Below are 26765 nucleotides of genomic sequence, written 5' to 3'. Positions count from 1 at the left end.
GCGGGGATGACGGGGTGTGAGAGACGCCGCGAACTTGAAAGAGACGCCGCGAACCCACCCCATCGTCATGCCCGCGAACGCGGGCATCCAGGGCTTCATCGCGACTTAGCTACACCCAACTCACTCCTCCGGCGGCGACACCTGCTTCGGCGCGCTGCCGAAATCGCCGTCGGCCGAGGCCGCCAGGTAGGCGAACACCGCATACGCGGCGACGTTCTGCGCCAGCGCCTTGGGATCGATCTTGTCGAGCGTGTCGTCGGGCGTGTGGTGGTAGTCGAAATAGTCGGTGCCGTCCTGCGCCAGCCGCGCCCAGGCCAGGCCCTTGGCGGCGAACGGGCCGATGTCCGGGCCCGGGCCGCCCTTGCCGGGCGTGTGCTCGATGCCCAGCGGCGCCAGCGCGTCGGCGATCTGCTTGTCGGCGGCCTGCGCGTACTGCGGCGCCGAGCTGGAGTAGGCGTAGATGCGGCCGGCGCCGAAGTCGCTCTCCGCGCCGATCTGGTGCTTGCGCACATCGGCCACGTGCTTGTCGGCGTACGCCTTGCCGCCGTACAGGCCCTGCTCTTCGTTGGCGAAGGCGACCACGCGCACGCTGCGCGCCGGACGCAGCTTGCTCTGGCCGATCAGCTTGGCCGCGGCCATGGTCAGGCCGACGCCGGCGGCGTCGTCGATCGCGCCGGTGCCCTGGTCCCAGGAATCCAGGTGGCCGCCGATCACCACCACTTCCTCGGGCTTGCTCTTGCCGCGGATCTCGCCGATGACGTTGTACGAAGTCGCCTGGCCGTCCCAGCCGCAGTCCAGGGCCACGCGCACGCGGGTGGCGCCGCGCGCGGCCAGACGGGTGAGCTGGTCGGCATCGGGCGCCGACAGCGCCGCCGACGGGATCGGCTTGAGCCCTTCGTCGAAACGGGTGATGCCGGTGTGCGGCATGCGGTGCGAGTCGGTGCCGGCCGAACGCATCAGGAACCCGGACGCGCCGGCGCGGATCGCCGCCGACGGGCCGCGGCTGCGCACGCGTCCGCCCGGGCCGTAGCCGGCGCCGTCTTTGGCGCGCGGCATGGCGAAGTCGACGAAGGCGATCTTGCCGGCCAGCGAACCGGCCGGCGCGGCTTCCAGCGCGGCCAGGTCGGCGAAGCGCACGACCTCGCCCTCGACCGTGCCGCCCGGGCTGCCGCCGAGCGCGGCCAGGCGCAGCGGCTGCGCGCTGGCGCCGAGCACTTCGGCGTGCTCGCTGCGGCGCTGCCATTTCGGGAAGGTCACCGGCTCGGTCCAGACCTTGTCGAAGCCCAGTTCGCGGAACTTGGCCTGCGCCCACGCCACCGCGCGCGCGTCGGCCTCGCTGCCGGCCAGGCGCGGGCCGACTTCGGTGGTCAGCGATTCGGTGATCTTGAAGCCCAGGTCGCTGGCCAGCGCGCGCTCGCGCAACTCGCCGGCGGCGTCGACGGCGGCCTGCGGAATGCGCGTTTCGCGCTGCGCGGCGGCGGCATCGCCGGCCAGGATCGAACCCGCGAACAACACAGCAGCCATCGCTGCCCACAACGGTGCGCGCATCCCCAATCTCCTCGTGCTGGCCGGCCGTGCGGAAGGTCGCGCGGCTAGGCGAAACGTCGAGCTTAACAACCCGCGGGCGGCGCGCGACCTGAGAAAAGTCACGCCGGGCGCGCGGGGTTTTTGTCGCTGGCTATCGTGGGGTTTGATGCAGGCGGGATGGTGGCGCGCTGGGGGAGCGGGGCGGCGATTGCGGGTTTGCCGGGTTTGTCGTTTCGGCGGCGCTTCGGTGCGGGCGCGGTCGGCGAGGTGTCGCGGTCGCGGCTTGCGCCGCTCCTACAGGGGCCCAGGCGGCATTTGCGAACGCTCCCTGTAGGAGCGGCGCGAGCCGCGACCGCGCCCATCGATCGCCGACGCCGGCCGCTTACCGCACGAACGCCTCGGCCCCCGGCTCAATCCACCGCGGCATCGGCAAGCCGCAGCGGCCAGACGATGCGGAACCGCTCGAACACCACCTCGATGCCGTCGTCGAACGCGAAGCCCTCGCGCCGCGCCTGCGCGCTGAAGTAGTCGCGGTGGCCGCGCAGCCAGTCCTCGCGGCTGCGGTCGCCTTCGCCTTCGTCCCAGGCGAAGGCCGCGTCGACCTCGCGCATCGGCTTGATCTGGATCTCGCTGGTGCGCCAGAGGCAGCACGGCCGCCCGTCGCCGTCGACCACGACGACATGGTCGCCCACGCGCGGCAGGCCGTCGGCCGGGTAATCGCGCGCCAGCGAAGCGGTCGCGCGCTTGGTCCCCGCCAGCACCAGCGCCGCCAGCTCGGCGGCGTCGCGCGGGTTGTCGCCGAAGCTGCACACCGCGTAGTCGTCGGCTATGGCGCCGGCGTGGTCGAGGTAGTCGCGCCAATAGGCGTCGGTGGATGCGGTCTTGTCGGTCATGAGCGGTCTGGGTTGGAAACGAAGAAGGCCGCCACAGGGTGGCGGCCTTCGATGGAGCGTGCGCGGCTGGCTTACTTCTTCAGCGAATCGCGGATCTCGCGCAGCAGCAGCACGTCTTCCGGCGTCGCCGCCGGCGCCGCGTCGGCCGGCTTGCGCACCTTGTTGTAGGCCTTGAGGAAGATGAAGATCACGAACGCGATCAGGACGAAATCGATCGCGGTCTGCAGGAAGGCGCCGTACTTGATCGCCACTTCCGCCGCCACTTCCTTGCCCGCCGCGTCCAGCTGCGAGGGCTTGAGCACGTACTTCCAGTCGGTGACGCTGACCCCGCCGGTGATGTAGCCGATGGTCGGCATGACGATGCCGTCGACCAGGGCGGTGACGATCTTGCCGAAGGCCGCGCCGATGACGACGCCGACGGCCAGATCGACCACGTTGCCGCGCGCAATGAACTCTTTGAACTCGCTGATCATGCCCATCGCATGCTCTCCCTGGTTACGACTACGACTGAAGGACGGTGAACGGCGCCGGTTTCGGATGAAGGGGCGGGCGCCGGGGCCGGACTATAGCCGGGGCGGGGTGATGTGTCCGTGCAGTTCCGCCACGCCTTCCAGCGTCGCGCGGTAGCGGTCGCCGGGTTGCAGCGCGGCGACGCCGGCCGGGGTGCCCATGAAGATCAGGTCGCCGGCGCGCAGCGCGTACAGCTGCGAGAGCTCGTGCAGGACGTCGGCGACGTTCCAGATCAGGTCGTCGAGCGAGCCTTGCTGGCGCAGTTCGCCGTTGACTTCCAGGCTGAGCTTGCGTGCGCCCAGCGCGCCGACGTCGGCGGCCGGCACGATCGCGCTGATCGGCGCGGCGTGGTCGAAGGACTTGCCGGTGTCCCAGGGCAGGCCCTTGGCCTTGGCCTGGGCCTGCAGGTCGCGACGGGTCAGATCGAGGCCGACGGCGTAGCCGTAGACCAGCGCCTGCGCGTCCTGCGCCGCGAGCGTGCCGGCCGGGGCGTCGCGGCCCAGCGCCACCACCAGTTCGACCTCGTGGTGCAGGTCGCTGGTGCCGGGCGGGTAGGGCACGGCCTGGCCGGTGTCGAGCGAATCGGTGGGCTTGAGGAAGAAGGTCGGACGGCCGCGATCGGCGGCCGAGGTCGGCGCGGTCGCGCCCATTTCGCGGGCGTGGTCGGCGAAGTTGCGGCCGACGCAGTAGACGCGGTGGACCGGGAAGGCGGCATCGGCGGCCAGACCCTGGCCGCGGACGGGAATGCGGGTGGCCGGCGCGGCCGCGACGACGTCGCTCATGCGCTCAGCGTGCCGGGCCGGCGTTGCGGTCGCGCGGCAGCGCGCGCGGCGCGACCACGCGGAACTCGCCTTCGACCACGTCGCCACGTGCCTTGGCCCGCGCCGTCATCGGTTTGCCACGGCGCTGCCATAGCTTGTAGGCCAAGCCGACCGCGATCATCGCCGCGCCGACGAAGACGCTGAAGAACACCAGCAGCGCCAGCAGGCCCAGGCCGACCACGCCCAGAACGAAGCGCAGGAGGCGGTGACGCGGCTTGCGCGGCTCGAAAGCGCTGCGCACGCGCGACTGGAACGCATTCCATTGCGAACGTTGATCGGCGAAACGGAAGGTCTGGGCGAACATTTTCGGTCGTCGTGAGACAATAGGGCCTGGGCCGGACAGTCGAGTATCGTTCCAGGCATGAACGATGGTGTGAGAACTTCGTTAAATCCGTCCACCGACCCAGCGGCCGGCGGTGAACCTTTGATCGCGCTGGCGCAGCTGGCCGACGGCGGTTTCGCCGAGGTCGAGGCGACCCTCGACGGCGACGCCGAGTCGCTGCTGCTCTACCGCGACGGCGAGGCCGTGCGCGCCTGGCTCAACATCTGCCCGCACGCCGGACGCAGACTGGATTGGGCCCCCGGGCAATTTCTCAAGAGCAAGGACGGCCTGCTGGTGTGCGCCGCGCACGGCGCCAGCTTCGAGCTGGCCGGCGGCGAGTGCGTGGCCGGGCCGTGTCGCGGCGAGGCGTTGCGCGCGGTGGCGGTGGCGGTGCGCGACGGGGCGGTCTGGTTGGCGTAAGGCGCGCGAGGCAACTCGCCTGGGCTACCTGTAGGAGCGACGCAAGTCGCGACCAACCGAAGCGACGAACGCAAGCGAAAACCTCCGAAGACCCAAGCCTCCACAGCATGGATGCTCAAGGGCTTCGGTGCAGGCCGTGGTATGGCGTCGCTTCGGTTGGTCGCGGCTTGCGCCGCTCCTACAGGTAGCCCAGGTTGGGCTTGCGAGGGCTGGAGGATCTGGCCGAAGCGGTAGGGCGTCGCCTTATTTGCCCCAATACAGAATGTTGATCATCAGCACCGTCACCACGGTGTAGATCAACGACAGCGGCCCGCCGATCTTCCACAGCTCTTTGCCGCTATAGCCCGCCGGCCCGGTGATCATCGAGATCACCGGATTCGACGCAGTCATGAAGTTGTTCGACGCCGACAGCGCCACGATCAGCGCGAACGCGGTCGGGTTGCCGCCGGCCGCCAGCGCCAGGTTCACCGCCAGCGGGACCACCACGATGGTCGCGCCGACGTGGCTGATGACCAAAGAAAAGGCAGTGGTCAGAAGCCCGACGAATATCTCCAGCAGCCACACGGGCGTCCCGTGCGGCAATCGTTCGATACTGTGCCCCGCGATCCAAGCCGCCGCGCCGCTGGAATCCATCGCCCAGCCCAGCGGAATCAGGCAGGCCATCAGGAACACCGTCTTCCAGTTGATCGCCGAGTAGGCCTCGTCGATGTTGAGCACGCCGGTGATCAGCATGCCGACCACGCCGGTCATCAGCGCGATCGACACCGGCAGGCGCGAGGACAGCGCCAGCAGCATCGCCACGGCGAAGATCGCCAGCGCGATCTTGAGCTTGTGCGGGCGCTGCTCGCCCTTGGGGTAGTCGGTGACCACGACCAGGTCCTTGCTCGCCGCGGCGCTGGCCAGGTCGGTCCAGATGCTGTGGAACACCAGCATGTCGCCGGCGCGCATCGGCACGGCGCGCACGTTGTCGCGCAGCACGGTCTTGTCGCGGTTGATCGCCAGCAGGCTCAGGCCCGATTGCTTGCGCAGGTGCAGGTCGCCGGCGGTCTTGCCGATGTAGCCCGAGGTCGCCGGCACCACCGCCTCGGAAATGCCGGCGCGGCTGGGATTGAACAGGTCGGCGAAGTTGCGCAGGCGCGAGGACAGGCGCAAGAAATGGTTCTGAGCGAAATCGGCGACCTGCTGCTTGGGCCCCATCGCGCCGAGCACGCTGCCGACCCAGATGCGGGTGTCGGCCGGCGGCGCCAGGCGCGAGTCGTTGTCGCTCTTGAGCGCCAGCAGCAGCGGCGCGCCGCGCAGGGTCTCGGCCTCGCCCAGCGACATGCCGACCAAGGGGCTGTCGGCGGTCACGGTGAGCTCGTAGACGTCGCCGTCGATGCCGTAGGCCTTGGCGAAGTAACTTTGGGTACGCGCCGGCGTCGCGCCCTTGTCGCTGTCGTCCTTGAGCAGCTTGTCGCCGAAGAAGTGGAAATAGGCCAGCGAGGCGGCCAGCAGCGCGATGCCGATCGGCAGCGGCGCGAACATCTTCAGCGGCTCGATGGTCGCCGCGCCCGAGGGCAGGTTGCTGTTGGCGTTGAGCAGCAAGTCGTTGAGCAGGATCAGCGGCGAGTTGCCGACCATGGTCAGCGCGCCGCCCATGACGATGGCCGCGGCGATCGGCAGCAGCAGCCGCGGCAGCGACAGCCCGGTGCGCGAGGACAGGCGCGCGGCGACCGGCATGTACAGCGCCATCACCGACGGGTTCTGCATGAACGAGGAATTGAGGCCGGCCACCGCCGTGGTCAGCAGCAACAGGCGCTGCTCGACCCCGTGCGCGCGCCGCAGCAGCCAGCCGGCCAGGCGGTTGAGCGCGCCGGTGCGGTCCAGGCCGGCGCCGAGGATCATCGTGGCGATGATGCTGATGACCGCGTTGCCGGAGAAGCCGTTGAACAGCTCGTCCGGCTCGACCAGGCCCGACAGGCCCAGCAGCACCAGCACGACCAGGGCGACCACGTCGGCGCGCACGCGCTCGAACAGGAACATCGCCATCGTGAACACCACCAGCCCGAGCACCAGCATCATGTCGGTGGTCAGCGCGAGGGAGGTGTCCATGCCGGTTTGGTCGGGGTCTCGGTCGAGTCGCTAGGAAAACCTGTTCGCCCTACGCCTGCTGCGCGATGTCGCGGCCGTTGCCGGGCAAGCCGTCGTCGGGCACGCGGTCGTACAGCAAGTCCCAGACGCCGTGGCCGAGTTTCTGGCCGCGGGTCTCGAAGTGCGTCTGCGGGCGCCATTCCGGTCGCGGCACGCTGCCGCGCTTGCCGGCGCGGTTGGCGAGCCCCCTGGTCGCGTCCAGGACGTCCCACATCTGTTCGGCATAGTCCTGCCAATCGGTAGCCAGGTGCAAGCGCCCATCGGGCGCGAGCTTGCGCACCAGCAGTTCGGCGAAGCCCGGCTGGACCAGGCGGCGCTTGTTGTGGCGCTTCTTGTGCCACGGGTCGGGGAAGTAGATCCGGACCTCGTCCAGGGCGCCGTCGGCGACCTCATGGTTGAGCACTTCCACCGCATCGTGGTGGTAGAGCTTCACATGCGTGCTGTCGTCCTCGGCCAAAGCGTTCAGCAGCCGGCCCACGCCGGGGGCGTGCACTTCGATGCCGATCAGGTCGCGGTCGCGGTAGTTCTGCGCGGCGTAGCGCAGCGCGTCGCCGTTGCCGAAACCGATTTCCAGCACGCGCTTGGCGCTGCGGCCGAAAATCGCATCAAAGTCGCGCAGCGCGCCGGTGTAGTCGATGCCGAAACGCGGCCACAGCTCGTCGAAGGCGCGCTGCTGGGCCGGGGTGAAGCGGCCCTGGCGCAGCACGAAGCTGCGCACCTGGCGGCGGCCTTCCTCGATCGTGAACGGCTTGGGCGGCGCCTTGTGGCCGTCGCTGGAGAACGGGTCGGTCATGTCAGCCGATCAGCCCGTCGACCGGGCTCGACGCGCTGGCGTAGCGCTTGCGCGGGATGCGGCCGGCCTTGAACGCGGCGCGGCCGGCTTCCACCGCCAGCTTCATCGCGTGGGCCATCAGGATCGGGTCGCGCGCGCCGGCGATGGCGGTGTTCATCAGCACGCCGTCGCAGCCCAGTTCCATCGCGATGGCGGCGTCCGAGGCGGTGCCGACGCCGGCGTCGACGATGATCGGCACCTTGGCGTTCTCGACGATTTCCAGCAGGTTGTACTTGTTCTGCACGCCCAGGCCCGAGCCGATCGGCGCGGCCAGCGGCATCACCGCGACGCAGCCGATCTCTTCCAGGCGCTTGGCCAGGATCGGGTCGTCGGAGGTGTAGACCATGACGTCGAAGCCGTCCTTGACCAGGGTTTCGGCCGCGGCCAGGGTCTGGATCACGTCGGGGAACAGGGTGCGCTGGTCGCCGAGCACTTCCAGCTTGACCAGGGTGTGGCCGTCGAGCAGCTCGCGGGCCAGGCGGCAGGTGCGCACCGCGTCGTCGGCGGTGTAGCAGCCGGCGGTGTTGGGCAGCAGGGTGTAGCGGTCCGGCGGCAGCACGTCGAGCAGGTTCGGCTCGCCGGGGTTCTGGCCGATATTGGTGCGGCGGATCGCGACGGTGACGATTTCGGCGGCCGCGGCCTCGGTGGCCAGGCGGGTTTCGGTCAAGTCCTTGAACTTGCCGGTGCCGGTGAGCAGGCGCGAACGGTAGGTCTTGCCGGCGATGACCAGCGGATCGGAGAAGGCAGTGTCAGTCATCGCGCAATTATGGCCGATGGGGGCGGGCCGTGGGGCGATGCGGGCTTGGCGGTTATGGCGGATCTTGACGGCGCGGATGTTGAAAGGCGGGGTTTCGAGGCCTTGAGGCTCAAGGGCGAGGTTGGGGACCCTTGTGGGAGGGGCTTCAGCCCCGACGCCTTCCGGCCGGATCGCCGCGACCTGAAACAAGAGCCTCGGGGCTGAAGCCCCTCCCACAACAGCGGACTTGACCGTATCTGGCGGCAACAACGCGCCGCGTGTCACGAATCTTTAAGCCTTGGCGTTCAGCATTCTTTGCGGCTGCCGGGCGCCATGCACGGCTTCGGACGGAACCGACGGCAGCGATCCCTTCCTTCCGAATCCTGCCGCCATGACCTCTCGTTCCCGCCAGCTCACCCGGGCGATCCGCATCGCCCTGGCCGCCAGCTTCGTTTCCCTCGGTTTTTCCGCTGCCGCGCAGGCGCAGCAGGCGGCTTCGGCCGGGGGTGCCGCTGCGGGCGAGGCCTCCGCAGCGTCCGCTTCGGCGTCGCAAGACGGGGCGAAGTCCAGCGCGGTGGACCTCGACAAAGTCGTCGTCACCGGCCGCTCCGGCACCCGCCAGCGCAGCAAGGCCGAGACCAGCTACTCGATCACCGCGATCGAGGAAGACCGCCTGCGCATGCAGGCGCCGACCTCGGTGACCGAGGCGATGAAGTCGGTGCCCGGCTTCTGGGTCGAGGCCAGCGGCGGCGAAGCCAGCGGCAACATCCGCGCGCGCGGCATCCCGGTCGACGGCTTCGGCTCGGTGACCTTGCTCGAAGACGGCATCCCGGTGCAGCACGACCCGGCGCTGGGCTATCTCAATGGCGATCAGGCCTTTCGTCTGGACGAAACCATCGAGCGGGTGGAAGTGGTGCGCGGCGGCCCGTCGTCGGTGTTCTATTCCAACGCCCCGGCCGGCGCGATCAACTTCATCCCGCGCACGGTCGGCGACAGCGCCGAAGGCGTGGCCAAGCTCACCGTCGGCGATTACGGCCTGACCCGCTACGACCTGTTCTTCGGCACCCCCATCGGCGCCGACTGGAAACTCGGCCTGGGCGGCTTCTGGCGCACCGACGACGGCCTGCGCGATCCGGGCTATCCGGCCAACGACGGCGGCCAATACCGCATCAACCTGTCGCGCGCGTTCGAACGCGGCAAGTTCAGCTTCGACTACAAGCGCGTGGACGACAAAGTCGCGCTGTACCTGGGCATCCCGATGCGCAGCTACGCCGACGGCAAGATCCGCGGCGTGCCCGGTTTCGATGCCCACGACGGCACCCTGGCCGGGCCGGAAACCCGCCGGATTCCGATGATCCAGGGCGACGGCTCGCTGTACGACTTCGACAACGCGCTCGGCACCCAGGTCAAGCGCGACCAGTACACGGTCAAGTTCGACTACGACCTCGGCGCGGGCTTCAAGCTGGCGCAGTCGCTGCGCTACAGCGAGACCCGGACCCAGCGCAACGGCGTGTTCCCGCTGACCCTGCAAAGCGGGGCCAAGTTCTTCAACGACGCCGCGGTGAAGAAGTTGATCGCCTCGGTGCCGGGCGCGGCCGGCGCGCAGCTGCGTTATGTCGACGCGCCGGGCCAGGTGTTCGACCCGGCCAACCAGAACGGCAACGGCCTGATGACCATCGCCGGCCTGCGCGGCGTCACCATGCCGGTCAACGAACTCATCAGCGACACGCGCCTGATGCGCCGCTTCGACTTCGGCGGGCAGAGCCACGATGTCACCCTGGGCTATTACTACGCCCAGTTCGATCAGGACTTCGACCGCTATTCTTCGAACGTGCTGACCGATGTGCGCGACAATGCGCGCTTGCTGGATCTGGTGGCGGTGGACGCCGCTGGCCGGCCGCTGAAGACGCTGACCGACAAGGGCGTGTACCGCTACGGTTATGAGTGGGAAAACGCCAGCGGCCGTTCCACCACGCAAGCGCTGTACCTGTCGGACGAATGGCAGGTCAACCAGCAACTGCGCATCGATGCCGGCGTGCGCTGGGAGCAGGTCAAGGTCAAGGGTTGGACCGAGGTGCGTAAGCAGGTGAACCTGGGCACGCCGGCGACTTCGCAGATCTTCACCGGCTCGGGCGTGTTCGTCGATTACGACCAAAAGTTCGACAAGATCGGCTGGACCGTCGGCGCCAACTGGCAGTTCGATCCGCATCAGGGCGTGTTCGCGCGCTGGACCCCGGCGTTCCGCCTGCCGAGCCTGTCGAGCTACATCACCAAGTACTCCAACTGCGATCTGGCCAAGCTCGCCGCCTGCGTCAACGACCCCAGCGGCCGCCCGGTGACCCAGACCATGGACCTGGGCGAGATCGGCTACAAGTTCAGCAACGAACAGTTCGACCTGTTCGCGACCTTGTTCTACACCAAGTACGACAACGTCGGCTTCAGCAACTACGTGTTCGATCTGGGCAGCGGCGCCTCGAGCGTGCAGCAGGGCTACGCCGACACCAAGACCACGGGCCTGGAGCTGGAAGGCTTCTGGACCCCGGTGAGCTGGTTCGACCTGCAGCTGACCGCGACGGTGCAGGATCCCAAGTACAAGGGCCTGCGCTACACCGAACTGGTCAACGGCGCGCCGGTGCTGCGCGACTTCGTCGACAACCAACTGATCCGCGTGCCCAAGACCAGCTTCCGCGTGGTGCCGGGCCTGAACCTGCTCGACGACCGTTTGCGCCTGCAGGTGTCGTACGAGCGCGAAGGCGAGCGTTTCGTCGACACCGCCAACTCGGTCAAGCTGCCGTCCTATCACGTGATCAACGCCAGCGCGCGTTACGAGTTCGCGCCGGGGCTGAGCCTGTTCCTGTACGCCGACAACCTGACCAACTCGCTCGGCCTGACCGAAGGCAACCCACGCGCCGGCGAACTGCAGAGCGCCGACGCGGGGGCCAACACCTTCATCGCCCGGCCGCTGCTCGGGCGCGGTTACCGCGCGGCGCTGATGTACAAGTTCTGAGCGCGCGCCGGTGAGCGTATCGTTGCCGGTTTCCAAGCGGAGAGACGCGATGAAGGCCTGGGTGTTGCCGATGCTGTCGTTAGGACTGTGCTGCGCGCTGGCGGGCACGGCGCGCGCGCACGACGAGCCGGCCGCGCCGCGGCCGGTGGATCCGGCGTGCAAGCTCGATGCGCCCGACGCCGCGCAGGCCGGGCCGGACTGCGCCGAGGCCTGGATCGACCGCAACCTGGGCATCAACGATGTCCAGGCCATCGGCACCCACAACAGCTACAAGCGCGCGATCCCGGCCGAGGAACTGGCCGCGCACCGCGCCCGCGACGCCGCCGGCGCCGATTCGCTCGACTACGCCCACGCGCCGCTGCACGAGCAGCTCGAGCTGGGCATGCGCCAGCTCGAGCTCGACGTGTATTACGACCCGAAGGGCGGCCGTTACGCGCATCCGCCCGGCGCGCTGCGCCAGGGTTACGGCGACGCCGGGCCGTGGTCGGCGGAGGCGGCGGCGCAGATGGCGCAGCCGGGCTTCAAGGTGATGCATCTGGCCGATATCGATTTCCGCAGCCAGTGCATGCTGTTCGTCGAATGCCTGCGGCAGATCCGCGCCTGGTCGCGCCAGCATCCGCAGCACGCGCCGATCCTGATCCTGATCAACGCCAAGGACGGCAAGAGCGGCCCCGGCGCGGTCGCGCCGCTGGCCTTCGACGCCAAGGCCTTCGATGCGCTCGATGCCGAGGTGCGCGCGGTGTTCCCGCCTGCGGAATTGATCGTGCCCGACGATGTGCGCGGCCGCGCCGGGACCCTGCGCGAAGCGGTGCTGGCCGGCGCCTGGCCGAAGATCGGCGCCTCGCGCGGCAAAGTGTTGTTCGCGCTCGACGAGGAACCGCGCAAGGTCGCGCTGTACCGCGGCGCGCGGCGTTCGCTGGAAGGGCGCGCGATGTTCGTCAACGGCGACGAGACTTCGGCGGATGCGGCCTACCTGACGATCAACGACCCCATCGCCGATGGCGAACGCATCCGCAAAGCGGTACAGGCCGGTTTCCTGGTGCGCACCCGCGCCGACGCCGACACCGCCGAAGCGCGGCGCAACGACCCGCGCCGGCGCGAGGCCGCCTTCGCCAGCGGCGCGCAGTACATCTCCACCGACTACCCCAAGCCCGACCTGCGCTTGAGCCGCTACCGGGTGACCTTCCCGCGCAGCGAAGTGGTCCGCTGCAATCCTGTGCGCGCGCAGGACCGCTGCGACCGGCGGGCGGTGGAAGCGCCTGAGAAGCATGATTGAGCTTGCGTGATGCGTGACGCCTGAAGCCTGACGTGTGACCCGAGACGCGTGACCCGAGACGCAAGACGCAAGACGCGAGACGCGAGACGCGAGACGAGACACCTGATGCGCGAGTGCCGGCCGAAGCGATGAACTATCCGAAGAGCCCGCGTCCCCCCAGCCGTCATTCCCGCGAACGCGGGAATCCAGGGCTTTTCGCGCGAGAACGCCTGAGGTCTCTGGATTCCCGCTTTCGCGGGAATGACGGGGTGGGGCAGCGCAGACAGTTCGGCTTCTTGGGCTGACCAGCGCTTCGGCTCACGCCCGAACAGAACGATTGAGCTTGCACGCTGCGAGAACACTGGCCGACCCAATGAACTATCCGACAAGCCCGCATCCCCCCAGCCGTCATTCCCACGAACGCGGGAATCCAGGGCTTTTCGTGCGAGAACGCCTGAGGTCTCTGGATTCCCGCTTTCGCGGGAATGACGGAGTGATGGGGCGCGGGTTGTTGGGCTGCTGGGGGAGGGCGACACATCGGCTCGTGCGGGCTTGCGCGCTCGCATCCGCGCTGGCCGCGTCATGCATCGGCACGTCCGTGTCCGCGCAATCGCTCGATCCGGCGAACGACGCGACGCAAGCGCGATCCGCCACAGCCAACCCCGGCACGACCAACGCCACCGACCTCCTCCTGCAAGGCCGCATCACCGGCGCCGACAACCAAACCTACCGCGAACTCCGGTTCCAGGTTCCACCCGGCACCGCCCGCATTGAAGTCGAGTTCGACTACGACCGCAGCGACAAGACCACCATCGATCTGGGCCTGATCGGCCCCGGCGACTTTCTCGGCCGCGACGGCTTTCGCGGCTGGAGCGGGGGCAACAAGCGCCGCTTCACCGTCGCCGCCGCCGACGCCACCGCGTCTTACTCGCCCGGCGCGCTGACGCCCGGGACCTGGAAGCTGCTGCTCGGCATCCCCAACATCCGCGCCGGCCGCGACGCCGCCTACACCGCGCGCATCCGCCTCACCCCGGCTGCGCAAGCCGACGCGGTGCCGCAACAAGACGCCGAACCGCTGCGCAACGAAGCGGGCTGGTACCGCGGCGACCTGCACATGCACAGCGCCCACAGCGACGGCAACTGCGCCGCGCAAAGCGGCGCGCGCACGCCGTGCCCGTTGTTCCTCACCGCGAAAGCGGCGAGCGAAGCCGGCCTCGACTTCGTCGCGGTGACCGAACACAACACCGTCTCGCACCTGCCGGCGTTGCGCGAACTGCAGCCGCATTTCGACCGCCTGCTGCTGATTCCGGGCATGGAGATCACCACCTTCCAGGGCCACGCCAACGTATTCGGCGTGCGCGCGCCGGTGGATTTCCGCGTCGGCAGCGCCGCGGTGCCGGACTGGAACGCGGTGCTGGGCGAACTGCGCCGCCGCGGCCTGCCGGTGTCGATCAACCATCCGATCCGCCCTTCGGACGAGCGCTGCATGGGCTGCGGCTGGACCCCGCATCCGGCCGCCGACATGAACCTGGTGAGCATGGTCGAGGCGGTCAACGGCGGCGACGCCGACACGCCGGGTTCGGGCATCGCGTTCTGGCAGCGCGAACTCGACGCCGGCCACCGCCTCACCGGCGTCGGCGGCAGCGACAACCACGACGCGCCGACCGCGGCCGAGGAGCCGTTCGGCCCCAGCCGCATCGGCCGGCCGACCACGGTAGTGCATGCGCGCGAGCTGTCGCAGGTCGGGATCCTGGAGGGATTGCGCGCGGGCAATGTCTTCGTCGATACCTTCGGCAGCCGCGACCGATTGCTGGAATTGCAGGTTCGGTACAGCACGGACGCGGCCGTGATGGGCGGCGAACTGAAGGTCCCCGCGGGCCAGCGCGCGAGCGTGCGCGTGCAGGTGCGCAACCTCGCCGGCGGCCGGATCGAAGCGACGCTCGATGGCGTCAAGGTAGGGCTGATCGCGCAGCCGCAAGTGAGCGCCGCGCAGCAGTCGTTCGACTTCGACTGGCCCAGCGACGGCCGGCGCCATTGGCTGCGCATCGATGTGCGCGACGCGCTGGGGCGGTTGGCGCTGGTGGGGAATCCGGTTTACTTCAACTGGCGTTGAAGCCGGGCGGGCAGGGGCATCGAAGTCGGGTCGCAGCAAACGCGGTGCGCGTCGCCGCCTGAAACGAACCCACCGAAGCCCCTGTAGGAGCGGCGCAAGCCGCGACCGTGCCAAAACCGCTACGTCGAAAGCTTCGCCGCAGTCCGAGGTTCGCGGTCGCGGCTTGCGCCGCTCCTACAGGTAGGGAACGAAGCAGCGCTGTGGTCGGAAAGGCGCGGTTTCACCCAATGCACCAACCCGCACTCGCGACTGAGCCAGCCAAAGCCCCTGTAGGAGCGGCGCGAGCCGCGACCGCGGCAAAACGACTACGTCGAAAGTTTCATCGCTGCCGGCAGTTCGCAGTCGCGGCTTGCGCCGCTCCTACAGGTAGCCAACGAAGCCGCGCGGCGGTCGGAAAGGCGCGACGGCTTCAGCCGCCGCCCAGCGCATGCACGATCTCGACCTTGTCGCCCTCGGTCAGCGCCGTCAGCGCATGCCGGCCGCGTGGCACGATCTCGCCGTTGATCTCCACCGCGACCCGACGCTCGCCCAGGCCTTCGGCGGCGAGCAGTTGGTCGACGGTGACCGGCGCGGTCAGGGCGCGCGCCTCGCCATTGAGCAGGATGTTCATGCCGGCATTGTCACCGCTGCCGCGCAGCGCGGCCAGCCGCGGCCGCGGCGCGCGCGGCGGCAACGCGGTCAGCGCCGGGCCTTGCGGGGCATGGCTTCGGCCACCTCCGCGCCGGCGCAAGCGCCCGCTGCGCGACCCGCGAATTCGCCAAGCGCGGCAACAAGCCCAGCCGCCGCTCGATCCGGCGGCGTGGCGTCATGCTGGGCCCGTGACCTCCGGCCCCGGTAAGCCACGCCCGGTCGGGGGCATAATCCGCCGCCGGGGGCCGGGCGCGCGCCCGCGGCTTTGCCGCGCTGCGCCTTGCCAGCCTCGTCGCCCCCGTGTTTCGATTCGCGCCATCCCTCGCCATGCGCCGCCGTATGCGCAGCCATGCCGTCGGAAGCACGCCTAACCGGCGTCCGCGCCGCCCGTTCCGGGCCGCGGGCGCCGCCACCGCAAGCCCCACCAAGAAGCAAGGAATCGCATTGATGAAAACCGCTCGTACCGCGCTGGCTGCCGCCCTGGCGCTGGCCGCCGCTCCGGCCTTCGCCGGCGGCCCCTATTCGCAGACCGTCTTCATCGGCGACAGCCTCTCCGATTCCGGCCACTTCCGCCCGGCCCTGATCCAGGCGGTCGGCCCCAACGGCGCGCTGATCGGCCGCTTCACCACCAACCCGGGCCTGGTCTGGTCGGAATGGCTGGCCGACTACTACGGCACCAACGCCAACAGCGACAACCAGGGCGGCACCAACTACGCCGTCGGCGGCGCGCGCACCGGCACCAACACCGCCGGCGCGCTCGGCCCGATCGACTCGCTGGCCACCCAGACCAGCAAGTACCTCGCCGCCCACGGCGGCCGCGCCGATCCCAACGCGCTGTACACCGTGTGGGGCGGCGCCAACGACCTGTTCGCCGTCGCCGGCGGCGCGCCGGCGCAGGCCACCATCGGCGGCGCGGTGACCGCGCAGATCGGCGTGATCGGCGCGCTGCGCAACGCCGGCGCCGAATACATCCTGGTGCCGAACATCCCCGACCTGGGCTCGACCCCGCAGTTCCGCGCCGGCGGCGCGGCGCAGATGGCGGCCGGCACCCAGCTCGCCACCACCTACAACAACGCGCTCTACAACGGCATCGCCTCGGCCGGTCTGCGGGTGATCCCGCTGGACACCTTCAACCTGATCCGCGAAGTGGTGAACAACCCCGCGCCGTTCGGCATCAGCAACGTCACCGGCACCGGCTGCAACCCGCAGATCACCGCCTCCTCGGTGACCTGCAGCCCGCTCACCTACGCCGCGCCGGACGCGCCGAATTCCTACGCTTTCGCCGACGGCGTGCATCCCTCGTCCAAGGCCCATCAGATCCTGGCCGACTACGCGGTCTCGGTGCTGGAAGCCCCGCGCTTCATCGCCCTGCTGCCGAACTCGGCCTCGATGACCGGCCGCGCCCGCGCCGAGCAGGTCGCCGGCCACGCCGAACGCGGCGACGGCGACGGCATGCGTTGGTGGAGCAGCCTGCGCGGCGACTTCCAGCGCTACGGCCACGGCGATGTGTACGACGGCGCCGGCCCGGCGCTGACCGGCGGCGTCGACTGGACCCGCGGCAACCTGGTGTTCGGCGCCTTCCTCGGCTACGGCCAGCAGAAGCAGGACTTCGGCCTGCGCAACGGCAGCTTCGACCAGAAGGACACCAGCATCGGCGGCTTCGTCGGCTGGTACGGCGAGCGCGCCTGGGTCAACGGCCAGCTGAGCTACACCAAGCTGGACTACGACATCGACCGCAAGGTCAACCTCGGCCCGGCCACCCGCACCCACAGCGGCTCGGCCGACGGCAAGAACGTCACCGCCGCGCTCAACGCCGGTTACGAGTTCGGCGACGCGCTGCGCCACGGCCCGGTGATCGGCGTGGTCGCCCAGCGCATCGACATCGACGGCTTCAAGGAAAGCGATCCGACCCTGTCGACCTCGCTGGCCTACCCGGACCAGACCTTCGACTCGCTGATCGGCAGCGTCGGCTACCAGGTCAACTACACCTACAGCGAGAGCTTCCGCCCCTACGCGCGCCTGACCATGGACCGCGAGTTCGAAGACGCGCCGAAGGACGCCCGCGCGCGTCTGCAGACCGTCGGCAACCTGGGCTGGTACTCGGTCAAGAACCGCGAATTCGACCAGGACTACGGCACCTTCCTGTTCGGCGCGCGGACCAAGCTGTTCGGCCTGGACGCCAACCTCGGCGCCAGCGTCACCTTCAACCAGGACGGCGGCAACAACACCACGGTGTTCGCCCAGGTCGGCGGCGGTTTCTGACCCCGGCGCGGCGGCCTTCGCGGCCGCCGGCGTTCGATCTTGAAGCGATGGGAAACCGGGCCGTTTGGCCCGGTTTCTTTTTGCGCCGGTTTCTCGGGGATGCGGATACGAAAGCGTCGGGCCTGAAGGCCCTCGCACAAGAAGACGCTGCTGGTTGGCGGGCCTTCAGGCCCGACGCTTTCCGGTCGACCCAGGCGACCCCCTCAGTCCGATTTGCCTCCCGCGTCGCCGCGTCATAGACTTCGACCCGACGCGGGTGTAGTTCAATGGTAGAACTGCAGCTTCCCAAGCTGCTAGCGTGGGTTCGATTCCCATCACCCGCTCCATCTCGTCCACCCGCTCCTTTCTCGACCTTTGCCGCGCGTAATGCGCTGACTTGCAAAGGCTCCCGCGGACCCTCGATTCCGATCGCGCTGCCTTCCACGAGGCGTCGTAGGTATCGTTTCGTGCCGAAGCCCTATTTCCTATCCCGACCCGCCGGGCTTTACGTCCGTTTTCGGATGCCCGAGGGCTTGCGTTTCAGAATCGGCTTGTGTTTCGTCGTGCGTTCGATGGGCGGCCTACGCGGGGATGCTGCCCGCTTGTCCGCGGCCCGCTAGGCTGTGGGACTCTCGGCCGTGTTCGACCGCCTAAGGATAGGGGGGAGAGGGCATAGCCGGATTTGATCCGAAGAAGCTCATAGAGAGCGCCCGGCGGGCGGTGGCCGACGGCACGCTGCGTGAGTGGACGGCGACCGGGGTTCGCATCGGCGGCGTGGATTTCGGCACGGTCACGACCTAGGGGCGCCAGGACACCTTGGACGTCATCGAGACGATGAAGGTGAGTGCCCACGCGGCGAGCGCCAAAGTCGAGACCGGGCGGTCGTTCACCACGGCGGAGTTGCAAGCCATCTTCGGGCCATCGGCCTACCGGCCGTGGGCCAAGAAGTATCCGCACCGCTATCGGGCGCCGATCCTCGGGCTCTACAGCGGTGCCCGCGTCACCGAGGTGGCGCAGCTCTACGTCGACGACATCTAGACCGTGGACGGTGTGCCCGGCTTCCATGTCAACCGTCGTTTCCCAGGACAGAAGATCAAGAACGCGCAGTCGCGTCGCTTCGTACCGCTGGCACAGCCGGTTCTGGATGTGGGGTTCTTGGCGTTTCAGTCATCGCCGGCGTGGTGGCGAGTAGGTACGCTGGCGGTACCTGCAGCGTCTCGGCGAGCTTAAACAGGGCTTCCAGGTTGATGGTCATCGCCTGGCCTTCTATCGGCTGATCCGCGCCGACGCCGCGTCCTTATCGAGACCCATGCGCATCCCGACCTCGCGTTGGCTCACGCCGCGCACCCGCACATCATTCTCGTGCTGTTGAAGCATCTGGTTCGGTCCTACTCGGACGTGATCAAGTTGGGGCTTGCCAACGCGCTGGCAATCTCTCATCCGGCTGTCAGCGGCGCGTGGTCGATCCTTGAGGCGGAGTACCGAAAGGCTCCGGAGGGGCTTGGCTGATCGCGCTGGGCGACACCGAGTCGAGGTAATGGGGGCGAAGGATGCTCTGGCCAACGCACTTGCCGAGGCGGTGACGGAGAAGACTCTGCCCGAACTGATCGTCCTGATGCAGGACCGGTCGCTTGGTGGCAGTCGCGTGTTGCTGCTGAGTCCGCTACGGCGACGGCCGGTGACTTCGCATGGCCCACCACAGGGCCGAGGGTGACGGGTAAGACTGCCCCGCTCTAAACCCAACGGTTTTTAAAGCGGGATTGCGGTCTAGCTCAGCCTATTCCGAGACCTTCATTGAAGAAATTGAGCGAAGTACACCAGGCTTGTTCGCACTCTCTATCAAATAAAACAATGAGTTACGTTATTTATTTTACATATTTACAAATTAATAGTTTATTGATTTGACATTTTGACGGAGTCGGAGCAGCCTATGTTCAACAGGAGGCTCCATGGCAGAGAACGAGTACATCGATCTTGGGCACCACACGCAGTGGCGTCGGCTACGTAGAGCGCTGAAAGACCCCACCTGCGGACCGGACGATCTCTTGGCCGCTGCCGAGGGGGACATGGAGGGGATGTGCAGGAAGATCCCTGGCGTGTTGCGCAAGTCACCCCCTTTGATGCTGCTTCTTGAGCCGGCGTTGAATTCTCACGCCCAGGCCCAGGCCGTGCTGGCCGCTTTCACCGAACGCAGTCTTGCGACTTATGTTCGGGACGCGCTCAAGCTAACTCGCAGCGCCGCGCCTGGTGAAGTTGCTGCAGTTGTCACTCGGCGTATTCTTGAGCGGTTGGTGGATCAGTTCGCGTTGCGTGCAAGCAAGCAAGAGCACTACCGCGACCAGGCCACGCGTGACGCGCTCGTGGCCCGGGTGGCTGAGCGGTTTGCGGTTTACGAAGGGGATCTGCGTGCCTCGATCGAGGCGTCCTTGCGGGGAAGCGCAATCAAGGCATTCAAACCGCGCACTTCCCCGAAGCCTCGCATGTCCGCGAAGCAACTGCTGGGGTTCTCGGTCGCGGCCAAGCCGCCGGGAGGTCGTCATGCTTCGTGAAAGAGACGACACCGTACACGTTCACTACGAAGCGGGGTCGGTCAAATTATCCGGAGCGGTGAGCCAACGGCTGCGTATCAGCGCGCAGGCGTTGATCGGGAATCTGGTGGGGCAGTCCAGTGACCGAGCGATCGATCTGCTGAGCATCGCAGCAGGTGCATACGCGCTGGATCGGGTGGTGCGGCGGCGCAAGACCCAGGCTAAAAATGAGTTCGGAGGCAGAACCTTTAAAGTTTGTTTCCACGTGGCGGATATTTCCTACTGGGAAGGCGGAGCCAAAGATCGGCTGGCCGATCTCCTCTACTTCCTGACCAGTGACGTCTGGCTCCTGTCCTTTGCCTCGCACGACAGGTCGTCCTTCGCGCGGGTGCAAAAGACCCTTGAACTGTCCAATGCCGAGCGCCCTCAACGTCTGGCGCTCTACAGTGGTGGGTTGGACTCCGCTGCAGGCCTCGGATGCCAACTGCTCCGTGGTCAACGCAACATCCTGCTGCTCACGGTGGGGCATCAATCCACGATCCGCCCCCGTTGTATTCGGCAGCTTCGCCGGTTGCGCTTGACCCTGCCTCAAGCGTCGACGTTGTTCCAAGCGTCCTTCATCGTCCATCTCGACAACGCGAAGGAACTTAAAGAGCAGGAAACCACCCAGCGCGTGCGAGGCTTTCTGTTTTGCACCGCCGCGGCGTTGGTCGCTGCGGCCTGGGGCATCCACGACATCGATCTCTACGAAAACGGCCCCGGCGCCATCAATCTGCCCTTGGTCGCCGGTGCGGGAAGCAATGGGCTGTCCACTCGCGGCGCTCATCCGAGCTTCCTTGCTAAAATGACCGAGTTGGCATCCGAATCGCTGGAACACGACCTGGTGTTCGGCTTGCCCTTCTTGTGGTCAACGAAGGCTTCCATGGTCCGTGAAATTGCTCAGGAACCCAAGCTGGTGCCTTGGGTTGAACAGTCGCTCTCCTGCGTGCATTCGTCACTGCGCGTGCCGGTGACCTCCCATTGCGGTGAGTGTCCGGCTTGCATCGAGAGGCGGCAGGCATTCTTCGCCGCAGGGATCGATGACGATCGGACGGGGTATAAAACGGACCTAATGACGTTGGCTGATCCGTTGAAGGACGACTACTTTCGCGGTTACTTGGAAGACGCTCGAGCCTGGATGGTTGGTGATCCTCGCCTCAAGCAAAGGCTCGAAGATCATCGGCGTTTGTCGGACATGGAGGACCTAAACGCTGAAGACGTGACGGCACTTTTACAGCGTCACGCTCGGGAAGTTATCCAGGTGTATGGGGCGCTGCTTATGCCCAAGTCGCGCAATGCCGCAACTGCACGCGTCTCGGCATCGCCATGAGTGCCAGCGCCCTCGCTGAAAGGATCACGGCGGCGCGAAAGGCTGCGGGCGTTTCCCAAGCGGACGCGGCTCATCACTTAGGAATGAGCAGGCCGACCTACATCGCGATTGAAAAGGGAGCGCGGGAGGTCAAATCCCACGAGTTGTTGTCCCTGGCTGAGCTCTACAGGACGCAGGTCAGCCGCCTAGTGCGTCCGGACGCGCCCGTTCCCGTGATTGCGCCCCACCTTCGAGCGGAGATTTCGGGGGCAGAGGGCGACTCTGGGGTGGGCGAGGCCTTGGAGAAACTGGCGTCCTTTGTTGACGATTACCGGTTCTTGTTGGATAAGACCTACACGCGCTTCATTCCGGTGGTACCGCCCCCTGCGATCGAGCGTTCTCAACTATCGGTCGAGCGAGTCGGGGCGCGAGTGGCGCAAGACGAGCGCAACCGTTTAGGTTTAGGCGAGCGCGAACCCATCGCCAACCTTCGCAAGACCCTGGATGAGGTCGGTGTCCAGGTCTTTGCGGACGCTTTGAACTCGAAGTTGGCTGGTCTTTACACGTTCGTTCCAGGGTTTGGGTATTGCATCTTGGTAAACAGGCTTCATCCCCTTACCCGGATGCGTTGGACTGTGGCGCACGAGTACGGTCATTTTCTTTTTGATCGAGACAAACCCGGCGTGGATTACGTGTCGTCTCCTCAGCGCCGCCCTGAGGGGGAGCGATTTGCGGATGCGTTTGCGTCCAATTTTCTGATGCCTGCCGGTGGGGTGCAACGCCATTTTGACGATGCAAAGGCGCGAACCGGAGATGTAAACGTAGGCGATGTCATCCGGATTGCGGATGTTTATGGTGTATCTTTGATGGCGATGACCTTGCGCATGGAAGACATGCGCTTAATCCAGAGAGGCACGTGGGATTTGATCAAGGCCTCTGGGGCGAAGGTCGGCGATTTGAAGCGCGAGCTCGGGCTGGAGAGCGTTGCGCCGCAAGAAAAAGTGGAAACGTTTCCTCGTCGATACCTCTGGCTCGCGGTGCAAGCTTGGACGTCCGAAACGATCACGACCAGTCAGTTCGCAAAACTTGTCAGGCTTTCTCCGATTGAGGCCAGAGCCCTGGCCGAGGAAATCTCCCGAATGGTTGTGGACGACACCGAAGAACTTCCGATTTTAAAACTGAAGCTGAGCACGTCGGTCTTGGAGCGTGAGAAAAACGCCTGATGACCGGATACGTGCTGGATTGCTGCACGTTGTTGAACCTTTATTGCGGCTGGGACGGCCTCCGCGAACTTGCGGACTTTGCTGAAAGTTTCCACGTTGGAAAGGCCGTGGAAGGCGAGGTTCTTTACGCCTTCGAGTTTCAGCCTAACGGAACCCAAGTCCGTAAAAGCCTGTCCATGTCGGACCTGCGCAAGGAGTACCCGCTTGGTAGGCTGGAGATGACCTCCCAAGAGGAGATGGACCAGATGGTCCGCCTGGCCGAGCGTTTGGGCGATGGCGAGGCGGAAGGCATCGCGCTCGCCACATCCCGTCAGATGACCTTCTGCAGCGACGACAAGCCGGTGGCGGAGGCAATACGAGCCGGCGGCTTGAGCGTGCAGCTCATTTCAACGCCAGAGTTGCTGCAACTGTGGACTTCCGGCCGCCCAGATCGGCTTGAGCGCATGCCCGCCATCGTCCATCGCATCACCCTATTGGGGCACTTCATGCCGCGAAGTTCGAGTCCGCATGCGGCTTGGTGGCGAGCACAGCTCGACAAGCGAAAGGCCTAGTGCCGCTGTGCTCGGTGCGCTGATAGGACTTAGCGTCGTTGTGGCAAGCGTTTGTGGTTCAATGATCGCTCGCTGGTTACATTCAAGGGTAGAACTTGCTGGGGTCGCCCAGCGTCTTCTTGAACTGGCCCTTCTGGTAGATCGCTAGGGACACCGCCGGCCGGTAGCGTTCAAACGCTGCGATCGTAAGACGCAGGTTAAGTCGCATCGCTCGGCACACGCGGTGGATCCGTTTGTGGTTCCACTGCGGATGGCTGCGTCGAAGGAACGCGTGGCACTTCCAGAACCCACGGCGGGGCCGCTCTTCGACCAGCTTGGCCGGCGCAGCGATCAGCTCTGCGTCGCGCACGGTCCAATCCAGTAGCGGCTGGTACCACGCCGCCTCCGACAGGCCCACGCAGTCACAGGACCGACACACCGGCCGCGCGTGCACCTCCACCAGGTCTCGCGCTGCCTCGCGCTTGCGCACCGGCCCTACAGTTTTTTTGCGATCAAATCCTTCATCGCAGCGTTGTCCAGCGCCAGCTCCGCATACACTCGTTTAAGCCGCTCGTTCTCCGCCTCGAGCTCCTTTACCCGGCGCAGCTCGGAGGCTTCAAGCCCACCGTACTTGCTCTTCCACTGGTAGTAAGTCGCCACGCTGATGCCCGCCTGGCGACAGACGTCCTTGACCGGCCCCCCCGGCCCCCCGGCCCCCCGGCACCAGCCTGCTTGAGGATCGAGACGATCTGCGTCTCGGTGAACTTCGAAGTTTTCATCGGAACCTCCTGGGGAACATGCCAGAAAGTTCTACTTTCAACATCTGTGTCAGGCGGAGGAGCTTACGAAACCTCTACGGCTTCCCGCGAGAAGTTCCGCTTGTCCGGATTAAAGTAGGATCAATCCATTCGGTAAAAGGTGAGGCGCATTTGGCGACATTGGTGGTGGATACGCACTACAACGGCTCCCACCTTCAGCGCATAAAAGTTGGCTCGTTGGCAACAGTAGTGTGCTTCCGCCGAGAGGAGGGGATCATCTTCAACGCAGGCTAAAGGAACACTATGTAGCGATGACGCGTCCTTCCCATCTGCTCTGCGTCGCCATGAGGCGGAACCATATCTCAGCGGAAGAGCTCCAAGCCATGCGGGCTCGACATTGGTCGGTCGGTATCGTAGGGGGGGGGCGGCGGAACCGAATGGATGCAATGATCTATTGCACCAAGCACTGCTTCTGTCGGATCTAGATTTGTTGCTGAGCCCGCCAAAGCGAGACATGAATAGAGCGGATTAACGCTCTACTTTTCTAGAATTGCTGTCGAGATACCACCTGTTCCTGACCACATTTGCCACGGCGGCGGAGAACGCATGAAAAGGACTGGCTGCATCCAGGACCAGATACCTTGCCCCCAAGACCTGTCTGGCCAGGCTCAACAACTCGCGGCGAGACGCCAGGAATACGGGATCACACTCATGACCCTGCAACGCTGGATACGCCACACGAGCATTGGACTGTCATGGCTCGTTCTGGCCGGCTGCTCCCAACCACCGGCCCAGGCCTCTTCGGACCAGGACAAGGACGCCCCCATGACTTCAACGAGCCGCGCTCCCATCGACGGCGAGCCCGCGGCCGAACGCGCTGCGGCCCGGTTCGACCAGATCGCCGAGCAATCCGCTGCCCAAAGTGCGGCCGCGCCGGCGCAGCCAACGGCTCCCCTTCCTCTTGGGCCGTCCCTCAAGCCGGAGGAATGGATCGGGCGCATTTTCCAGCTCATTGACGGGCTCAGATCACCTGGCGATCTGGAGCCGCCCCAGGTCGCCAAGACCCTCGGTCTGGACCTGCACCCGGCCGGCAGCGAGCAAGCGGCCCGCGGCGACCTGGGCGAACACGGGTCTTACGCCCTCTGGGTCAACACGCTTTACCGGGAGCGCCCTGGCAGGTGGACGGTCGGCCTGTCCCAGGAAACTCGCTCTGGCCAGGAGGGCTGCCTGTTAGCTCTCGACAAGTTGCGCCAGCATCTCAGTGCTCGCGGCTACAGCGCCACGGAAGGCGTGCGTCAACGCGACGGAAGTGAGCGGGCCCTGTATCGCTCCGCGCCGACTCCGGGCGGAATTGTCTTTGTGGTTTCGGCCCAATTGGTTCCCGGCGGCGCCGGCTGTATCCAGGAGGTCCGGATCAATGCCAACACGCCCGAGGACGAAGCGTGAGCCAGTTGCGTCCGGAGATCCGCCCGCTCATTGAGGAGCTCGCCCAGAAGAAGGGGCTGCCGCCGTCTGCCATTGCCGACATCGAAGCCACGATCACCAGTTCCCCCTACCTCAGCAATGTCATGGTGGCGGCGATCGAGAACGGCTCGCTGACGCACCTGGATACGACTAACGAGCCCTTCCAGTCCGGCCACTACCAGCAGCGCACCGGCACGATCCATCTCAACACCAGCAACTTCGACGCCAAGAGCTTCGATAACGCCTCCGCCAGGCGAGATAACTTGGCCGTGGTCATCGGCCACGAAGCCGGCCATGCGCTGCTTGCAGACGCCTCAGAGCGCGAGCGCTACGCTCTGCGCTACACCATGGGCGAGACCATAAGGACCGCGTCCCACGACGGAACCTCTGCCGACCTTACCGGGCCGGCGAACCGCTATGTCAGTTTCATGCGCCGCAACGAGGCGATGGCTGAGCTCGTCGGTATGAATGCCTTAGCCAGTCGCACGGCCGGCACCGATGGCTCTTTTGATCGGGCCGAGTTTCTGCGCCGGGCGGATCTGTCCACCCCTTGTGTCGACAAGGGGACGCTCGCTCCCGGCATCACCCTGTCGCCCGCTGGTATCCAGGTAATCGGCAAGCAGTTTCGCACCAGTCCCGCCATTGAGGCCGTGGCGGCGTGCTACACCGACCCGGGGGCAAGCATCGGCCAGCATGGCGACAGCAGTTACCGCGACACCCATGGCACCTATGTCATGAAGATGGCCGCCAGCGAGCTTAGCGATTACGCGAAGGGCACCACGATGCATGTGCCCACCATCGAGCTCGACATGGCAACCTTGAAGCTCGACCGCAACCGCATCGAGCGAGCAGGCTTGGACCTAGGCGGCAACGGGCGTTCGTTTTCGTATGTGGACACGAGCAACGGTCGGCGCGAATACGAAAGCGTGTCGCACACCCAGACCCAATCTGCAGCTGAAAACTCGCACAGGCTGGACAGCTCCGCTCAAGTCCAGAGCCCTGCCCAAGCGTTTCGTGCGGACAGCCCTGGCCATCCCGACCAACCGGCCTTCGAGATGTTCCACCGTGCCGCCCAGGCCGATGGCCGTTGGAGCCAGACTGAAGCCCGCAACCTTGCTGCCGCGGGCCTAGCGGCAGTGAAGGCCGATCCTGCCGTAGGTCAGAACCTCTCCGGGGTGGTCATCGGCAAGGGGGCGGATGGCGCGCTCAACCTCATCGGTTATGCCTCGCCGCATGGACCGTCGGGTCCGCATCACCATCTCGCGGTGGAGGCCAATACTGCAGCCCAGGTGCCGGCAGAGAGGAGCCTGGACCGCGTCGAACAGCTCAATCGACAGCAAGCCCAACCGCAGGCTCAGGCACAGACCCAAGCGATGGAGGGTCCAGGCCAAGGCGGGCCAAAGTTGACTATGTAACCGAGATCCGAAGCGACTGGATAACACGCAAGCAGGCGATGCGTCCCGCGCGTTCCCTCGGC

At 66.5% G+C, this 26765-nt stretch carries 20 protein-coding genes, 1 tRNA gene and 3 pseudogenes; 13 read left to right on the top strand and 11 right to left on the bottom strand.

Features of this window, described 5'->3' with window-relative positions; translation table 11 throughout:
* Positions 1-120: 120 nt before the first annotated feature.
* From BLU84_RS07320 to BLU84_RS07300, 5 genes are all read right to left on the bottom strand, one after another.
* Positions 121-1524, bottom strand: coding sequence for a M28 family peptidase (locus BLU84_RS07320; protein ID WP_074864471.1), 1404 nt, complete (start codon positions 1522-1524; stop codon positions 121-123).
* A 413-nt stretch (positions 1525-1937) separates the two neighbouring features.
* A complete protein-coding gene (locus BLU84_RS07315; protein ID WP_074864468.1) occupies positions 1938-2420 on the bottom strand; it encodes an ASCH domain-containing protein in 483 nt (160 codons plus the stop codon).
* A 71-nt stretch (positions 2421-2491) separates the two neighbouring features.
* Positions 2492-2899: a large-conductance mechanosensitive channel protein MscL gene (mscL, locus tag BLU84_RS07310; RefSeq protein WP_074864466.1), complete on the bottom strand. Its 408-nt coding sequence runs from the start codon at positions 2897-2899 to the stop codon at positions 2492-2494.
* Between the two features lie 84 nt (positions 2900-2983).
* The gene (locus tag BLU84_RS07305) at positions 2984-3712 is read right to left on the bottom strand and encodes a fumarylacetoacetate hydrolase family protein (RefSeq protein ID WP_074864463.1); all 729 of its coding nucleotides are present in this window, start codon (positions 3710-3712) and stop codon (positions 2984-2986) included.
* A gap of 4 nt (positions 3713-3716) precedes the next feature.
* Positions 3717-4055: a hypothetical protein gene (locus BLU84_RS07300; RefSeq protein WP_074864461.1), complete on the bottom strand. Its 339-nt coding sequence runs from the start codon at positions 4053-4055 to the stop codon at positions 3717-3719.
* A gap of 69 nt (positions 4056-4124) precedes the next feature.
* Between BLU84_RS07300 and BLU84_RS07295 the strand changes: the two genes are divergently transcribed.
* Complete coding sequence (locus BLU84_RS07295; RefSeq protein ID WP_425479334.1) at positions 4125-4493, top strand: Rieske (2Fe-2S) protein; 369 nt, start codon at positions 4125-4127, stop codon at positions 4491-4493.
* A gap of 243 nt (positions 4494-4736) precedes the next feature.
* On the opposite strand, the gene BLU84_RS07290 is transcribed toward BLU84_RS07295, so the two are convergent.
* The 4 genes and pseudogenes from BLU84_RS07290 to BLU84_RS28370 form a co-directional block, all read right to left on the bottom strand.
* Entirely contained in the window at positions 4737-6584 is a 1848-nt protein-coding gene (locus tag BLU84_RS07290) for an SLC13 family permease (RefSeq protein WP_074864456.1), read from the bottom strand.
* A 49-nt stretch (positions 6585-6633) separates the two neighbouring features.
* Positions 6634-7416, bottom strand: coding sequence for a tRNA (guanosine(46)-N7)-methyltransferase TrmB (gene trmB, locus BLU84_RS07285; protein ID WP_074864454.1), 783 nt, complete (start codon positions 7414-7416; stop codon positions 6634-6636).
* 1 nt (position 7417) lies between these two features.
* Entirely contained in the window at positions 7418-8212 is a 795-nt protein-coding gene (locus BLU84_RS07280; RefSeq protein ID WP_074864452.1) for a thiazole synthase, read from the bottom strand.
* A gap of 141 nt (positions 8213-8353) precedes the next feature.
* Positions 8354-8428 (bottom strand): annotated as a pseudogene (locus tag BLU84_RS28370) (DUF6053 domain-containing protein); the annotation flags it as partial.
* Positions 8429-8582: 154 nt separating this feature from the next.
* Here BLU84_RS28370 and BLU84_RS07270 point away from each other — a divergent pair.
* The 3 genes from BLU84_RS07270 to BLU84_RS07260 all read left to right on the top strand — a co-directional run bounded on the left by BLU84_RS07270 (position 8583) and on the right by BLU84_RS07260 (position 14566).
* Entirely contained in the window at positions 8583-11198 is a 2616-nt protein-coding gene (locus BLU84_RS07270) for a TonB-dependent receptor (protein ID WP_083382389.1), read from the top strand.
* 49 nt (positions 11199-11247) lie between these two features.
* Complete coding sequence (locus tag BLU84_RS07265) at positions 11248-12474, top strand: phosphatidylinositol-specific phospholipase C1-like protein (protein ID WP_233431090.1); 1227 nt, start codon at positions 11248-11250, stop codon at positions 12472-12474.
* Positions 12475-13051: 577 nt separating this feature from the next.
* Positions 13052-14566, top strand: coding sequence for a CehA/McbA family metallohydrolase (locus tag BLU84_RS07260; RefSeq protein WP_233431089.1), 1515 nt, complete (start codon positions 13052-13054; stop codon positions 14564-14566).
* A 409-nt stretch (positions 14567-14975) separates the two neighbouring features.
* Here BLU84_RS07260 and thiS read toward each other — a convergent pair whose 3' ends face one another.
* Positions 14976-15176, bottom strand: coding sequence for a sulfur carrier protein ThiS (thiS, locus tag BLU84_RS07255; protein ID WP_074864776.1), 201 nt, complete (start codon positions 15174-15176; stop codon positions 14976-14978).
* A 488-nt stretch (positions 15177-15664) separates the two neighbouring features.
* Between thiS and BLU84_RS07250 the strand changes: the two genes are divergently transcribed.
* The 7 genes and pseudogenes from BLU84_RS07250 (at position 15665) to BLU84_RS07215 (ending at position 23087) form a co-directional block, all read left to right on the top strand.
* Positions 15665-17458 (top strand): autotransporter outer membrane beta-barrel domain-containing protein, encoded by a 1794-nt coding sequence (locus tag BLU84_RS07250; RefSeq protein ID WP_170849116.1) that lies wholly within the window; start codon positions 15665-15667, stop codon positions 17456-17458.
* A 252-nt stretch (positions 17459-17710) separates the two neighbouring features.
* Positions 17711-17784 (top strand) — tRNA-Gly (locus BLU84_RS07245).
* Between the two features lie 523 nt (positions 17785-18307).
* Positions 18308-18601 (top strand): annotated as a pseudogene (locus BLU84_RS27720) (site-specific integrase); the annotation flags it as partial.
* Between the two features lie 785 nt (positions 18602-19386).
* Complete coding sequence (locus BLU84_RS07230; protein ID WP_074864443.1) at positions 19387-19986, top strand: hypothetical protein; 600 nt, start codon at positions 19387-19389, stop codon at positions 19984-19986.
* Positions 19976-21334: a 7-cyano-7-deazaguanine synthase gene (locus tag BLU84_RS07225; RefSeq protein WP_083382388.1), complete on the top strand. Its 1359-nt coding sequence runs from the start codon at positions 19976-19978 to the stop codon at positions 21332-21334. The genes BLU84_RS07230 and BLU84_RS07225 overlap by 11 nt, the downstream gene beginning before the upstream one ends.
* The gene (locus BLU84_RS07220) at positions 21331-22536 is read left to right on the top strand and encodes a helix-turn-helix domain-containing protein (protein WP_074864439.1); all 1206 of its coding nucleotides are present in this window, start codon (positions 21331-21333) and stop codon (positions 22534-22536) included. The genes BLU84_RS07225 and BLU84_RS07220 overlap by 4 nt, the downstream gene beginning before the upstream one ends.
* Positions 22536-23087, top strand: coding sequence for a hypothetical protein (locus tag BLU84_RS07215; RefSeq protein WP_074864437.1), 552 nt, complete (start codon positions 22536-22538; stop codon positions 23085-23087). Before BLU84_RS07220 ends, BLU84_RS07215 begins: the two co-directional genes overlap by 1 nt.
* Before the next feature lie 190 nt (positions 23088-23277).
* Here BLU84_RS07215 and BLU84_RS25435 read toward each other — a convergent pair.
* Positions 23278-23845: pseudogene (locus tag BLU84_RS25435) on the bottom strand (transposase); the annotation flags it as partial.
* A 690-nt stretch (positions 23846-24535) separates the two neighbouring features.
* On the opposite strand from BLU84_RS25435, the gene BLU84_RS07200 reads away from it, so the two are divergent.
* On the top strand, positions 24536-25270 hold the full coding sequence (locus tag BLU84_RS07200; RefSeq protein WP_139174754.1) for a hypothetical protein: 735 nt from the start codon (positions 24536-24538) through the stop codon (positions 25268-25270).
* Complete coding sequence (locus tag BLU84_RS07195; protein ID WP_074864434.1) at positions 25267-26703, top strand: M48 family metalloprotease; 1437 nt, start codon at positions 25267-25269, stop codon at positions 26701-26703. The genes BLU84_RS07200 and BLU84_RS07195 overlap by 4 nt, the downstream gene beginning before the upstream one ends.
* Positions 26704-26765: the final 62 nt, after the last annotated feature.

It is taken from the genome of Lysobacter enzymogenes (genome assembly GCF_900106525.1).
GTDB classification, from domain to species: domain Bacteria; phylum Pseudomonadota; class Gammaproteobacteria; order Xanthomonadales; family Xanthomonadaceae; genus Lysobacter; species Lysobacter enzymogenes.
This window is presented reverse-complemented; position numbering and strand designations above follow the sequence as displayed.

What these genes read in the sequence shown, in the direction of transcription:
- BLU84_RS07215 (WP_074864437.1), top strand. Translation starts at nt 22,536, where the DNA reads ATGACCGGATACGTGCTGGATTGCTGCACGTTGTTGAACCTTTATTGC.
- BLU84_RS07225 (WP_083382388.1), top strand. Translation starts at nt 19,976, where the DNA reads ATGCTTCGTGAAAGAGACGACACCGTACACGTTCACTACGAAGCGGGG.
- BLU84_RS07315 (WP_074864468.1), bottom strand. Translation starts at nt 2,420, where the DNA reads ATGACCGACAAGACCGCATCCACCGACGCCTATTGGCGCGACTACCTC.
- BLU84_RS07300 (WP_074864461.1), bottom strand. Translation starts at nt 4,055, where the DNA reads ATGTTCGCCCAGACCTTCCGTTTCGCCGATCAACGTTCGCAATGGAAT.
- BLU84_RS07220 (WP_074864439.1), top strand. Translation starts at nt 21,331, where the DNA reads ATGAGTGCCAGCGCCCTCGCTGAAAGGATCACGGCGGCGCGAAAGGCT.
- BLU84_RS07265 (WP_233431090.1), top strand. Translation starts at nt 11,248, where the DNA reads ATGAAGGCCTGGGTGTTGCCGATGCTGTCGTTAGGACTGTGCTGCGCG.
- BLU84_RS07320 (WP_074864471.1), bottom strand. Translation starts at nt 1,524, where the DNA reads ATGGCTGCTGTGTTGTTCGCGGGTTCGATCCTGGCCGGCGATGCCGCC.
- thiS (WP_074864776.1), bottom strand. Translation starts at nt 15,176, where the DNA reads ATGAACATCCTGCTCAATGGCGAGGCGCGCGCCCTGACCGCGCCGGTC.
- BLU84_RS07280 (WP_074864452.1), bottom strand. Translation starts at nt 8,212, where the DNA reads ATGACTGACACTGCCTTCTCCGATCCGCTGGTCATCGCCGGCAAGACC.
- BLU84_RS07200 (WP_139174754.1), top strand. Translation starts at nt 24,536, where the DNA reads ATGACCCTGCAACGCTGGATACGCCACACGAGCATTGGACTGTCATGG.
- BLU84_RS07290 (WP_074864456.1), bottom strand. Translation starts at nt 6,584, where the DNA reads ATGGACACCTCCCTCGCGCTGACCACCGACATGATGCTGGTGCTCGGG.
- mscL (WP_074864466.1), bottom strand. Translation starts at nt 2,899, where the DNA reads ATGGGCATGATCAGCGAGTTCAAAGAGTTCATTGCGCGCGGCAACGTG.
- BLU84_RS07305 (WP_074864463.1), bottom strand. Translation starts at nt 3,712, where the DNA reads ATGAGCGACGTCGTCGCGGCCGCGCCGGCCACCCGCATTCCCGTCCGC.
- trmB (WP_074864454.1), bottom strand. Translation starts at nt 7,416, where the DNA reads ATGACCGACCCGTTCTCCAGCGACGGCCACAAGGCGCCGCCCAAGCCG.
- BLU84_RS07270 (WP_083382389.1), top strand. Translation starts at nt 8,583, where the DNA reads ATGACCTCTCGTTCCCGCCAGCTCACCCGGGCGATCCGCATCGCCCTG.
- BLU84_RS07230 (WP_074864443.1), top strand. Translation starts at nt 19,387, where the DNA reads ATGGCAGAGAACGAGTACATCGATCTTGGGCACCACACGCAGTGGCGT.